At 29.7% G+C, this 13505-nt stretch carries 9 protein-coding genes and 1 pseudogene; 5 read left to right on the forward strand and 5 right to left on the reverse strand.

Going from position 1 to position 13505, the window contains the following annotated elements:
* Positions 1-9 precede the first annotated feature (9 nt).
* Positions 10-3540 carry a PAS domain-containing sensor histidine kinase gene (locus DR871_RS01565; RefSeq protein ID WP_113665155.1) on the forward strand — a complete coding sequence of 1177 codons (3531 nt, stop codon included), beginning with the start codon at positions 10-12 and terminating at the stop codon, positions 3538-3540.
* 93 nt (positions 3541-3633) lie between these two features.
* Positions 3634-3930: pseudogene (locus DR871_RS01570) on the forward strand (response regulator); the annotation flags it as partial.
* Positions 3931-5067: 1137 nt separating this feature from the next.
* On the opposite strand, the gene DR871_RS01575 reads toward DR871_RS01570, so the two are convergent.
* On the reverse strand, positions 5068-5847 hold the full coding sequence (locus tag DR871_RS01575) for a response regulator transcription factor (RefSeq protein ID WP_113665152.1): 780 nt from the start codon (positions 5845-5847) through the stop codon (positions 5068-5070).
* A 186-nt stretch (positions 5848-6033) separates the two neighbouring features.
* Between DR871_RS01575 and DR871_RS01580 the strand changes: the two genes are divergently transcribed.
* From DR871_RS01580 to DR871_RS01590, 3 genes are all read left to right on the forward strand, one after another.
* Positions 6034-8043 (forward strand): sensor histidine kinase, encoded by a 2010-nt coding sequence (locus DR871_RS01580; RefSeq protein ID WP_129752516.1) that lies wholly within the window; start codon positions 6034-6036, stop codon positions 8041-8043.
* The gene (locus DR871_RS01585) at positions 8030-9118 is read left to right on the forward strand and encodes an ATP-binding response regulator (RefSeq protein WP_113665150.1); all 1089 of its coding nucleotides are present in this window, start codon (positions 8030-8032) and stop codon (positions 9116-9118) included. Before DR871_RS01580 ends, DR871_RS01585 begins: the two co-directional genes overlap by 14 nt.
* A 184-nt stretch (positions 9119-9302) precedes the next feature.
* Positions 9303-9743, forward strand: a complete 441-nt coding sequence (locus DR871_RS01590) for an ATP-binding protein (RefSeq protein WP_129752517.1) — start codon at positions 9303-9305, stop codon at positions 9741-9743.
* An 88-nt stretch (positions 9744-9831) separates the two neighbouring features.
* On the opposite strand, the gene DR871_RS01595 is transcribed toward DR871_RS01590, so the two are convergent.
* From DR871_RS01595 to DR871_RS01610, 4 genes are all read right to left on the reverse strand, one after another.
* A complete protein-coding gene (locus tag DR871_RS01595; protein ID WP_113665148.1) occupies positions 9832-10887 on the reverse strand; it encodes a hypothetical protein in 1056 nt (351 codons plus the stop codon).
* A 32-nt stretch (positions 10888-10919) separates the two neighbouring features.
* Positions 10920-11636: a hypothetical protein gene (locus DR871_RS01600; protein ID WP_113665147.1), complete on the reverse strand. Its 717-nt coding sequence runs from the start codon at positions 11634-11636 to the stop codon at positions 10920-10922.
* Positions 11623-12183 carry an RNA polymerase sigma factor gene (locus tag DR871_RS01605; RefSeq protein ID WP_113665146.1) on the reverse strand — a complete coding sequence of 187 codons (561 nt, stop codon included), beginning with the start codon at positions 12181-12183 and terminating at the stop codon, positions 11623-11625. The genes DR871_RS01600 and DR871_RS01605 overlap by 14 nt, the downstream gene beginning before the upstream one ends.
* Before the next feature lie 207 nt (positions 12184-12390).
* Positions 12391-13368, reverse strand: coding sequence for a polyprenyl synthetase family protein (locus DR871_RS01610; RefSeq protein WP_113665145.1), 978 nt, complete (start codon positions 13366-13368; stop codon positions 12391-12393).
* Between the last annotated feature and the right edge of the window lie 137 nt (positions 13369-13505).

The following is a 13505-nucleotide window of genomic DNA, read 5'->3' on the forward strand; positions in this document are numbered from 1 at the left end:
CTGTCTATAATGCAGAATTTAATAAAATCATTCGATACCATAGATTTTCAGCAAGAATTCAATAGTATTCTATTATTTGTATCGGAAATATGTGAAATCCCTTGTGTTTTTATATCATTAATTGATTTAACTGGCCTAACAGTAAAAGCAAAAATAGGCTTAGATCTTCTACCTATCTTACCTAATATAATAGCGTTTAATGAAACTATTATTCAGCAAAATAAAATTAAAATCGTTTCAGATATTAATAATGACGTTTCTGATCAATCCGAAAACTTAGTAATTTTTTTCGCTGGGTTTCCAATATGTCTTAATGAAAATCTAGTTATCGGAACTATTTGTATTATGGACACTAAGGCGAAAGAGCTTTCCTCAATACAGTTAAAATATCTGGATCATGCTGTACAACAAATTCAATCTTTATTGAAATTACATATTGAAAACAAGGAATTACAAGAAACAGTCAAACAGCAAGAAAATCAATTTCAACTGTCTATTGATAATTCAAATGAAATTATCTTCGAGATCAATTTAGAAGGAATAATTAGCTATGTTTCAAATAACTGGACTAAACATCTAGGTCACGAGATTAAAGATGTTTTAGGTAAAAGCAACGCTTCCTTTTTACACCCTGAAGATTTAGAGAATTGCATTGCATTTTTAGATAATGTCATTAAAACCGGAGAAAATGAAGGTGAATTAATCTATAGAATACAACATAAACAAGGGCACTATGTTTGGCATGAAACACGTTTGAAATTAGCACAAAAAAATGGCGCTCCAATTTTTACAGGAAACTGTAGAGACATTACTGAACATATTGAGGTCGAACAGAAGCTATTGCAACAAAAAGATTTCTATGAAACCATATTAAATAATTTACCAACCGATGTTGTAGTATTTGACTCTAATCACAAGTACATCTATGTAAATCCAATAGCAATCAAAAATGAAAAGTTGCGCAAATTTATAATTGGAAAAGACGATTTTGAATACGCACAACATATGCAACGAGATCCCTCCATCGCTAAAAGTAGAAGGGGAAAATTTCTTGCAGCACTTCAAAAAGAGAAAACCTCATTTTGGGAAGAAACTTTACATTCTGAAGTTGATGGCATTACTTACCATGACCGAAAATTTACTCCAGTTTTTAATGATGATGGAAGTTTTAAAATGATGATCGGTTTTAGTGTTAACATCACTGAAAGTAAAAAAATTCAAGAGGAAATTCTCAAAAGCCGACAACTTACTGCCAGTATTCTCCAAAATGTAGCTGTTGGGATTTTAGTTCAAGGACCGCAATCAGAAATTCTAGAAAATAATATAGCAGCTTGCGAAATGTTAGGACTTACCGAAGATCAACTTCATGGTAAAACCTCTTTTGATGCGCAGTGGAAAGTAATTCATATCGATGGTTCACCTTTCCAACCAGATGAACATCCTGTACCGCAGGCGATACAAAAGTTGAAGCCAATAAACAATATTGTAATGGGCGTTCATCGGCCAACGAATAATGATTTGGTTTGGTTATTGGTTGATGCCATACCAGTATTTGGAGATCTTAATGAATTACTCTATGTAATATGCTCTTTTAATGATATAACAGCACAAAAAAATGCAGAAGATTCCTTAAAAATCAGCAATGAGCGTTTTACCTATTCCAGTAAAGCGACTTCAGATGCGCTGTGGGATTGGGATATGATTACGGATGAAATATTTGTTGGAGAAAGTTATTCTATTCTTTTTGGACATCAATTTGAGAATAACATTATAACAGGTCAAGAATGTGAGAATTATATTCATCCAGAAGACAGAGAAAACTATTTTGCATCTGCAGAAAAAGCCATAAATACAGATGTTTATAGATGGACAGAAGAATACCGTTATCTAAAATCAGATAAAACTTATGCCTTTGTAAAAGACAAGGCCGTTATTATACGAAACGATGAAGGTAAGGCAATCCGAATGATTGGAGCCATGCAAGACATCACGAAAGAGAAAAAATTAAAAGATGAATTACAGCAAAGTGAAGAACAATTTAAAGGAGCTTTTGAGAATTCCGCAGTAGGAATGGCTTTGGTTAATCTAGATGGTTATTATACAGAAACGAACGTAAGACTTTGTAAAATGCTTGGTTATTCAAATCAAGAAATGAAACACCTGAAATTCCAAGAGATAACCCATTATGAAGATTTGTCGATTGATTTAGATTATAAAGAAAAGTTAGACTCTGGAAAGATCTCTAACTTCAGTTCAGAAAAAAGGTTCATTCATAAAAATAAATCTATCATATGGGCACACATGTCTGTTTCGTCAGCAAAAAACAATAAGAATGAAATTAAGTATTATATCGTCCAGGTAATAGACATCACTGAAAGAAAAAAAATCGAAGAGGAAAACAAAGTGTTAACTGATGAAAATAACAGGAATAAAACTAGTCAGTTAAATGAGGCGAAGAGTCTTTATCGTCTATTAGCCGACAATACGGTAGATTTAATTTGTTTACATAACGCAGATACAACTTTTAAGTATATTTCACCATCAATACGAAATTTGCTAGGGTATTCTTCCGACGAATTACTAGGAAAATTCCCTTTGGATTATGCTCATCCAGAAGATAAAAATTATCTTCAAAAAAAAATGGATAAGTTCCTTACCCTGAGAATGGATGAACCAGTAATTGCAAGGTTTAAAAAAAGCAATAATGAATACATTTGGATAGAAATAAAAACAAATTTAATTTTAGAGAACAAAGTTCTAATTGGAATTCAAACAAGTTCAAGAGATGTAACTTCTAAAAAAATAGCCGAAGAAGCAATTGAGAAAGCACTTGCAAAAGAAAGAGAATTAAATGAATTACGCACCAATTTAGTATCCACAATTTCTCATGAATTCAGAACGCCTATGACTACAATTAGAACTAGTGCGGAATTAATATCTATGTATTTAGAAAATCAAAATGTAGTAAACGGAAATCGTTTACAAAAACGAGTTACGATTATTACTGAGGAGATCGATCGAATAGTTGCACTAATGAATGCTGTATTAACTATTTCTAAAGAAGATTCCGGAAAGACTAATTTCAACCCTACATTGTTTAATTTGAAAGAGTTTTGTCTTGAAATAGTTGACAACAACTATTTAAATAATATAAATCTTCCAATGGTGATTACAAATTTTAATGGCTCAACTTTCACAGTTAATGCTGATAAAAAGCTAATGGAATATGCTATTCTTAATATTTTAAATAATGCTTTTAAATATTCCGAAAAATCTGCAGAGGTAATTCTTAATCTTTCTTCAACGAGTGATACAATTGTCCTTGAAATTATTGATTTTGGTATCGGTATTCCTAAAGAAGACCACGTTAAATTATTCAATACTTTTTTCAGAGCAAGTAATACCGATGGTTTTCAAGGAACTGGTTTAGGATTATATATCGCTAAAACATTTACTGAAAAAAATACAGGAACAATTGCATTAGAAAGCGAATTAGGAAAAGGTACAAAAGTAACCATGACATTTCCTTTCAACAAATAATTAAAAATGATAGCTAAAATATTAATTATCGACGATGAACTAAGACTAAGAGAAACTATCTGCGAATTACTTTCCTAAGCCGGTTACGATGTCGTTAATGCTCAGGACGGAATTAAAGGATTAGAAAAAGTCAAGCAATTTATACCTGATCTTATCCTCTGTGACATCATGATGCTTGTTCTTGACGGATACGGATTCATGGAAAAACACAAAATTTCTGATTACTCTAATATCCCAGTGATTTTTCTTACTGCCAGAATAGAACTTAAAGATCAAAAAAAAGGTGATGCTTTAGGAATTAAAGCATATTTAAAAAAGCCATTTATTTTTAAAGAATTAAAAAGTATCATTGAATCAGAATTAGCCAACACTTCTAATTCAAACAAATAATTAATAATTTCCTATTTCATACTTGTAATTGTGCAATGTACTTTTTAAAACTCTGTTTATCAAATTAAAACCCCTGTTTAACTTTGGTTTTTAATATTATAGAGGCTGGAAATTTAGAAAGAAATATTATGGCAAAGTGAAGGTTTTCTTTACTGACAATTATTTCGTTAAAATCATAATTAGTTTTATTTATCAGTAATCTATAAGAATAATTCTTTGTGCAACTTACTGCAGAAATTAAAATTAGTGCTAAAATTAAAGATTTGAATATAGTACTTAAATATAAAGGTTGTAAATCATTATATAAAATAAAACCGAAAATACTAAAACTATAATATTGGCTGTAAAATCTCTTTTTTTTATTAATCTACTATTTAAAATTTGATTTAAGGTCATTATAGCATGATAATTTTTAAAAGTTACTTTGGAATCTGAAATTACAAAAGAGAATTCTCCTCTAAAATTTTTTCGGTTTTTGTTGTAGTTGTACAATTTGTACTCATTTACCTTTTATTAATTAATTAAAAGAATCTTACCAAAACAGCCTACCCCTACAAAAGAGTAGTTTATTGCCCCTAATAGACATTTAAGTAAGCTGCCTGGCAAGAAGATCCCCAAATCTTCTGTGAAAATAGATTCTCAAATTATATTAAACTCTATTTTTAGTAATAGCTTAAAAAAAAGTACCAATAATTTATATCCCAAAAAAAAGTCAACTATTCTTTTTAAAAACTAAACGCTCCTTTATAATAGCATTTATACACATACTCGATACTCTTAGCTAAATAGAAATTCCTACAACAAAGACAACTACGATCAATCCGATTGCAATAACAAAGAGACTTAACATAACTATGTCGTTTTCTGTTACTGTTTCCTTATTATCAGGAAACAATTCGCTTAAATCATCCCATTCCGATTGAGACGGTCTTATTTTAAGTTTCGTTAAAAGATCCTTTAAAATTATAAACATTACTTTTTTTGAAGAAAACTAATGTATTTCTTTAGAATTGATTTTTTTATTACTGCTGATTTAAAAAAAACAGTTTATAATTTAAAATCAAAAAAAAAACACTCTTTTAAAAGAGTGTTTTTTTTTGATTTTAAATTATTTATTCAGCTTGTATTTCCAAACTTTTAAAGCAACAACTGTTTTTCATTTTGGATAGATTTGATATAATCCCGAGGAGTTACATTAAGATATGATTTAAAGCTAGTAGAAAAATAAGAGAATGAGTTGAATCCCGTTTCATCAACTAAATATTGCACATTTCTTTCTCCTAAATCAATGAGTTTAATAGCATATTCTAATTTAAACTCTCTTATGTATTGGCTCGCATTTTTATTAGTGAGTTTCCTCACTCTTTTATCTAATGTTGATTTACTTATGAAAAGCTGACTTGACAATTCATTCATATCAATTTTTGCTTTTAAATGTTTAACAAGAACTTCATTTAACGAGGTTAAAAAATCTTTTTCGGATAATTTAATAGTAACTTTTGAAAACGGATCAGGAATATATTTCTTTTCTATATTTTTTTTAAGTTCAATAACATTTTTTATTTTGTAGACCAATTCCTTTACTTTAAAGGGTTTCATTATAAAATCATTTACTCCATTTTTCAACTGCCTGAATTTTATATCATCATCCATATTAGCAGTAATTATAATAAACGGAATTGTTTTAAATTTAATATCTTTCTTAATTCTTAAAAACAGTTCTTCGCCACCCATAATAGGCATCATTAAATCACTTATAATGACATCCGGAATGTTTTTTTGAAAATACAATAAAGCTTTCTCACCATCCTTTATCCATTTTACTTCAAAATCACTCAGAATCAATAATTCTAAAATTGAATTTCCAAGCGCTTTATCATCTTCAATTAATACTATTTTTATTTTTTGATTTCTCATTTTACTAATCTAATTATTTTCATTTTAACTTATTGATTTTTTTATTTAAATTATAAGTACTTGTATTACTCCAAAATTAAAATTAAAATACCTTTATTTTTTTTTATTTCTTCAAAGGAATCAGGCTTATTTATTATTTCATTTTATAAAAAACATAATTTAAGTAATTTAAACATTAGTAAATCAATGAAAAATATTTTATTGAGCATTTCAAAAGCGAATACTCATCTTTTAAAAGAGGATTCAATCGACGATGCAATAAATTTTTGTATTACTGATATTGGCAAAACCCAAGAAATTGACAGATGTTATATTTTTAAAAATCGAAATGATAATGACGGGCTGAAACTTTACTATACCTATGAATGGTGCAATAACGATATTGAACCTTACATTGATAGTCCAGATCTGAGCGGCCTTACTTATGATGCTTTCCCAGGACTTTATGAAACATTAGTAAAAAACGAACCTCTTCATGGACTTGTAAAAGATAGTAAAAATGATTATTTCCGAGAACTTATGGAAATGCAAGGCATAAAATCCTATTTATTTACTCCAATCTTTTCCAACAATATCTTTTGGGGATGGATTGGTTATGATGATTGCAAAACGGAAAGAAAATGGCTGGATGAAGAAGTATATGCCTTACATACCGTTTCTAAAAATATTGGGCTTCGACTCAATCAAGACAAAACCATTTTAAAATTAGAAGCTACTTTAGAAAAATTTGACTTCTACATGAAAGGTTCTAATCAAGCTATGTGGGAATTATTTATTCACACCAATAAAAATGTTTTTTCCTATAATTGGGTAAAAATATTAGGTTACACAAACGATGAGATCACAGATGATGTTGAATTTTGGAAAAACAGTACTCATCCTGAAGATTTCCTGCAAATCGCAATAGATTTAGAAAACTTCATATCTGAAAAATCCCTTAATTATTATGGAACAGCAAGAATGATTCATAAAGATGGACATACTGTTTGGGTAAAATATTCCGGTTTATTAAAAAAAAACAAACAAGGCAGACCCATAAAAATTATTGGAACCTATATCGACATCAGCGAAATTAAAGAAAAAGAAAAACAACTGGAGCTGTCAGAAGAAAAATTTAGATTTATTGCTGATAATACCTCTGATGTAATTTGCCAACATACTATTGATGGAAGTTATACCTATGTTTCAAATTCTATGAAGGAAATCTTAGGATATGAACCTGACGAGATGCTAAATAAAATAGCTTTTGACTTTGTCCATCCAAATGATTACGAACGGATAAGCAATGCTCAAAAAGACTTCATTAATGATTCGAAACCTAAAATATTAACTTATAGATTTAGAAAGAAAGATACCACTTATATCTGGTTAGAAACCACCGCAAGAAATATTTTAAATGAAGAGAATATTGTTATAGGAGTTCAAACTTCCAGCAGAGATGTTAGTGAACGAATTAAAGCCGAAGAAGAAATCAAAACTGCTCTTAAAAAAGAGAGAGAGTTAAATGAAATGAAATCAAGATTTGTCGCAATGGCATCACATCAATTTAGAACTCCGTTGACTGTTATCTATTCTAATGCGGAACTTATTGATCTTAAAACAAATCATTTTGATAAAAAAACAGTCAATTCCGTTGAAAATATTACTTCAAGAATAAAAAAAGAAGTAGACCGAATGACTGAATTAATGAATAATATTTTAATTTTTGGGAAGTATGAATCTAAAAAAATTAAAAAAGAAATTAAAAAAATTAACCTCAATATATATATTAAAACAGTAATTGATACCTATTTTAATAAAGCGCTTGAGAAGGGAAAGATTCAAATAAAAATAAAGGGCAAAAAACAAGTTTTTCATACTGATGAAACTTTATTGACTCATATTTTAACAAACTTAATCAGCAATGCATTTAAATACTCTGCCGGCAAACCTAATCCGCTCATAAGCATATCCTATTTAGAGAACGAAATTGAAATAGAAGTAACTGATTTTGGAATTGGAATTCCCGAAGATGAAATCCAATATCTTTTCACCTCTTTTTTTAGAGCTTCAAATACAAGTACCATAATTGGTTCCGGTCTAGGCTTAACAATTGTAAAACAATTTACAGTTTTTTTAAACGGTAAAATAGAATTGAAAAGCAAAGAAAACTTTGGAACAACAATAAAATTAAATTTCCCATATGAACAGAACTAAAATTCTCTTAGTTGATGACGAATTAAATTTAAGAGAAACTATTAGCGAACTACTTATTTATCAGAATTACAATGTCAAATCTGCCTGTAATGGGCAAGAAGCATTAAACTTATTAGAATATTGGACACCAGACTTAATTATCTGTGACATAATGATGCCAGTTATGGATGGTAGTACATTACTTGAAATAATAAAAGATATTAATTCTTTGAACTCTATACCCTTTATTTTTTTGACTGCAAAAAAAGAAAGCAATCTAATGAGAAAGTGCTTGTTGGAAGGCGCTGATGACTATATCGCTAAACCATTCAAAATAAAAGAATTAGTATCTATTATAGAATCAAAGCTAGAACGATTTGAAAAAATAAAGAATTCTCATAGTAATTTATATCTGGGTAAAAAAAAGGTTTTTTTACATGAAATCAATACACCACTAAATGGAATTTTAGGACCAATTGAGCTTCTAATTGAAAATCAAGAAAAACTAGAGAAAAAAGAAATATCCGCATTTTATGAATCGATTAAATTATCAGGTGAGCGATTAAATAGAACCATGCAAAATATAATTCTTTATCAAAATCTTAAAAATAATTCAGTTGAATTTAATGACAATTCAAGTTCTGAAATATTAAATTCATTTTTAAAAACAAAAGAAAAGATTTTTAAAATTCATGAAGATCAAGAAAAAAGAATCAGTTTTGAAATTGATAAAGCAGCGATTAAAATCAGTGAAGAGCATTTGCAGTATATATTTTTTGAATTAATAGACAATGCCTTAAAATTCTCTTCAAATAGCAAAATCATTATTGTTTCTGGAGAACGGTTCAATAATAAATATTATGAATTAGTAATTAGGGATTTTGGGATTGGCTTCAGTGAACAGGAATTAAATAAAATAGGTGCTGCTCAACAATTTAATCGGGAAGAAAGAGAGCAGCAAGGATTAGGATTAGGGCTCTTTTTAGGCAAAATTATTATAAAAAAATCAAATGGTGTTTTCACTATTGTTTCAAAAGAAAATGAAGGCACAACTATTAAAATATTGCTGCCTTTATGCACAAAAAAATGCGATTAATTTCAAAAAATATTAAAAACAACAAATGAATACTATCTAAAAACATGTAAAAGATAAGCTTGATATGTTGTATTCAACATTTTTAAATATAAAAAAACGCAAAAAGAGAAATGTGAAATTTAAAATTGCATCAAAACTTAAAACTGAACCCATTATATCCTCAAGAGAGGATTGCACATAATCTTTGAATATTTTCCTTGAAGTACTACAAAAAATTTCCAAACCTCTTAGCACTGCTAAAAAAAGAATTATGTACGATGTCGATGCTGTTAATTTGAAAATAAATAAAGACTATTATTTTTATATTTTAGATGAATTAATCGATAATGCTTTGAAATTCTCAAAGAGTTATGCGAAATTCCTTATTTCAGGAAAAAAAATTGATGATGAATATATCATTGTTATTCGAGATTTCGGAAATGGATTTATTATCAAAGCCACAAATCCAACTCATAAAAAGAAACTTCAATCTAAAAAAAAGAGAAAAAAAGGTCAAGGACTAGCTATACTTATTTGTGAAAAAATAGTAAAAACATTTAAAGGAAAATTTGAAATTAAAACGAATAAAAATGAAGGCACTGTGGTTTCTATGATTTTTCCTTTAACTAACGCAGAAATCGATTAATTATAATTTAAGGTACAGTTTTATTTAATATGAAAAAAACACTTCTTTCGAAGTGCTTCTCAAAGTATAAAACTAACTAAAACAATTTCTAATTGAAATCAAAACGCAGTCCTAAAGAAACATTGTTTTGTTTCACTGTATTGTCTTTAAATAAAGGATTCAAATCATATTTCAAGTACAAACTCGTGGATTTATATCCAATATAAGAACTCAAACCATAAATAAAATTACTGGTATTAAAATCCCCTTTGGTTCTGTCAGTAGCTTTCAAATCATTGTCATCATATTTGATAATTTGCTTTGATTTCAAATTGACTCCTGCATAACCACCTATTCCAAAACGAACACTTTCATGCGTTCTGAAAAATGGCTTGTCCTCTTTCGTTTTTTTACCCGAAAAATCAAATTCTAAATGAACTGGCGCAACTAAATATACATTTCTGAAACGAGAATCACTGACATCAATAGGATTAACAACAAGATTAGTTTGATTATTATTGATTACAAAACTGCGATTATCGGTAGGACGAAGATTATTATACATGACCGACAAGCCGTATTTAGCATGAAGCAAATTGTTGTTTTTTGCAATTCTGCTGTTATAAGAAACACCTAATTCATAAAAATGAGAACCTAAATACCTGAAGTCTGATTTTTCGACACTTTTATTAGTTACCACATTATTCAATCCTGCTGCAAAAACAAATTGTGACGTTGTTCTCCTTTCTGATTCAAATTTTTCTATCGTATCGTTTTTACTTTTTTTATCGTTAAGATAGATTTTAATAGACCTTCTTCTGTCGATTTTTAAAGTATCCACTGTTCTAATTTTATCATCCACTTTTTCCTGAACCAAGTTTTTCAATGCTTCTTGTTCAACAGCCACTCTGGCTTCGATGTTGATTGCTCTGGCTTCTGCCAATAATTTTTTTTTACTCTCCGCTTCTTCTCTTGTAATTGTACCGTTGATTAATTGATTATTAACTGCCTCGACTTCTATTTTCAGCGCAGCTTTTTCTTCTTTTGTAATGGCTTCAATTTTTGAAGCAATGGTTTTTGCTCGTTGTTCAAATGTTTCCTGCCCAAGCATTTTACTTGCAAAAAAACACAACAGTACTACTAAGTAAATGGTAAAATTTCTCATGGTAATTTGATTTTAAAGGTGATTGATGATTTTTATTCTAAGTTACGATTGGCTAAAGCTACTTTTACCGTTTGGTAATTCTTGATTACTTTACTGATTACTTTTTCTCGAAAGGAAAGCTCTAATTCTTCATCAACCTGCGAGAGTAAATTACTTGCATTTACATGTACAACTGGTTTTTGGTTTAATTGATTTTCCTTTTTTGAAGGATTTCTTGCAACTGCTAACAGTTCGTCAACTGTAATATTGCTAGCTTGTGATTTGATTAATTTTTGTTCTGTTTTTTGATTATTGATTGAAACTTCTGCTACTTGATTTTGATTTGAATTCTTGTTAACGATTATCGATTTTTTTTCTAAAACTGGAGTTTTGTTAGGTCCAGAAGTTGATTTTGACACAACATTGTCGACCAAGCCTTTCTCCTCCTCCATTAGTCTTATAGTACTCTCTGGAACAACAGTAGTTTTTGGAGCAACTGAATTCTGAATAACAACCTCATTTTCCTTGTATTCAATTGCATTTCCTTTTTGACCAAAATAAACTGTTCCAATTAATAGAAATCCAACAAAACTTGCCGCCATAAACAACCAAGGAAACTTTGTTTTTGGTTTTTGCTTCGCCTGTTCGCTATTGCTCGGGTCAGCCGCCGTAAGCATTGCATCCAGTTTACTCCAAGCCATTTCTGATGGTTTGATCTCCCTAGAATTCAATTGCTCTTTGAACAGTGTTTCTAATTTATTCGGTTCCATACTCGTAATTTTTTAAGGTATTAAGCTGTGCTTGCAACATTTTCCTGGCATGTGACAATTGTGATTTTGATGTTCCTTCCTTAATCCCTAACATACTGGCAATTTCATGATGCTTGAATCCTTCTATAGCATATAAATTGAAAACCATTTTATAACCATCTGGCAAACTGTCTATCAAAAATTGAATGTCGGCTATTGCGAATTGGCTTTCAGTATTATTGAAACTTTCTTCAAAATAAGTTTCGTCTTCAACGTATTTCAACTTTTTCTCAACTCGGATAAAAGAAATACATTCGTTGACCATTATTCTTCTAATCCAACCTTCGAAACTTCCTTTATGTTGAAAATTCTTCAGATTCGTAAACACTTTCATAAAAGCGGTAATCATAACGTCTTCGGCCTGATGAATGTCTTTTATATATTGGCGGCAAACGCTTAACATTTTTGGAGAAAACTGGGTATAAATCTGCTGTTGTGCCTGCCGATTATTTTCGACAGCCAACAGGATTAATTTATTTTCCTCTTGATGTAAGTTGATTACTTTCATAAATAAATGCAATGGCTAAATTCAATTTCAATATTTTCACTGCGATTGCAATTTATTTTTGATAGTGAATCTGACTTCTATTAGCATAGACGATTGACAATGCAAAAAGGTTGCATCTTAAAAATAAATTTTTTGATTTTAAAATTAAAAAAAACAAAAAAATCAGTAAAATCAGTTGTTAACGAGAGATAAATATTTAAAAAAAAATTATTTTTTTCTTTCAATTACATAATTTACCATCAAAATCAGCGCGTCTTTAAACTCCGAGTCTGTATAATTATCCAGCAATAAAAGTGCTTCTTGCTGAAATTCAACCATTTTTTGTTCTGCGTAAAGCAAACCGTTATTGTTTTTTACAAAAGCAATAACTTCTTTGACACGTTTTTTATCTTTATTATGGTTTTTAATGGAATTGATAAGCCATGTTTTCTCTTTTGAAGTACAGGTATTCAAGACGTGAATAAGAGGCAATGTCATTTTTTGTTCTTTGATGTCAATCCCGGTTGGTTTCCCAATAGCTTCATCGGTATAATCGAATAAATCATCTTTTATTTGAAAAGCCATTCCGATAAGCTCTCCAAATTTCCGCATGTTTTCTACCTGAACTTCATCTTCGATAACGGATTTTGCACCAAGAGCACAACAAGCAGCAATAAGAGTCGCTGTCTTTTTCCGAATGATTTCATAGTAAATCTCTTCCGTGATGTCAAGTCTTCGGGCTTTTTCAATTTGAAGTAATTCGCCTTCACTCATTTCGCGTACAGCGACAGAAATAATTCGGAGTAAATCAAAATCTCCATTATCTATAGAAAGTAACAATCCTTTGGACAATAAATAATCCCCAACCAAAACAGCAATTTTATTTTTCCAAAGTGCATTTAGCGAGAAAAAACCTCTTCTGCGGTTGCTATCATCCACTACATCATCATGAACCAAAGTCGCAGTATGAATCAGTTCGATAACACACGCTCCACGATACGTTCGTTCATTTACAATTCCGTCAGAAACCATTTTGGCCGTCAGAAAAACAAACATAGGACGCATTTGTTTCCCTTTTCTATTGACGATGTAATACGTGATTCTGTTCAGTAAAGCCACTTGCGAAGTCATCGATTCATAGAACTTTTTTTCAAAAAGTTCCATTTCATCGAAAATAGGCTGTTTTATTTGTGAAGTAACATTCATTAGAATTCAAAGATACTCTTTTAAATAAAATAGTTAAGATATATTTTAACATAGAATTTAAAACTGAAATGATTTTTTTAATTAATTTTATGTGAAAGACAACGCAAAATTGAATAACCTACAAACAATTTTTGTTT

The sequence above is a fragment of the Flavobacterium petrolei genome (assembly GCF_003314435.2).
Classification (GTDB): domain Bacteria; phylum Bacteroidota; class Bacteroidia; order Flavobacteriales; family Flavobacteriaceae; genus Flavobacterium; species Flavobacterium petrolei.

Excerpts from the sequence above, each read along its gene's own strand:
- DR871_RS01565 (WP_113665155.1), top strand. The coding sequence starts at position 10 with ATGCAGAATTTAATAAAATCATTCGATACCATAGATTTTCAGCAAGAA.
- DR871_RS01575 (WP_113665152.1), bottom strand. The coding sequence starts at position 5,847 with ATGAGAAATCAAAAAATAAAAATAGTATTAATTGAAGATGATAAAGCG.
- DR871_RS01580 (WP_129752516.1), top strand. The coding sequence starts at position 6,034 with ATGAAAAATATTTTATTGAGCATTTCAAAAGCGAATACTCATCTTTTA.
- DR871_RS01585 (WP_113665150.1), top strand. The coding sequence starts at position 8,030 with ATGAACAGAACTAAAATTCTCTTAGTTGATGACGAATTAAATTTAAGA.
- DR871_RS01595 (WP_113665148.1), bottom strand. The coding sequence starts at position 10,887 with ATGAGAAATTTTACCATTTACTTAGTAGTACTGTTGTGTTTTTTTGCA.
- DR871_RS01600 (WP_113665147.1), bottom strand. The coding sequence starts at position 11,636 with ATGGAACCGAATAAATTAGAAACACTGTTCAAAGAGCAATTGAATTCT.
- DR871_RS01605 (WP_113665146.1), bottom strand. The coding sequence starts at position 12,183 with ATGAAAGTAATCAACTTACATCAAGAGGAAAATAAATTAATCCTGTTG.
- DR871_RS01610 (WP_113665145.1), bottom strand. The coding sequence starts at position 13,368 with ATGAATGTTACTTCACAAATAAAACAGCCTATTTTCGATGAAATGGAA.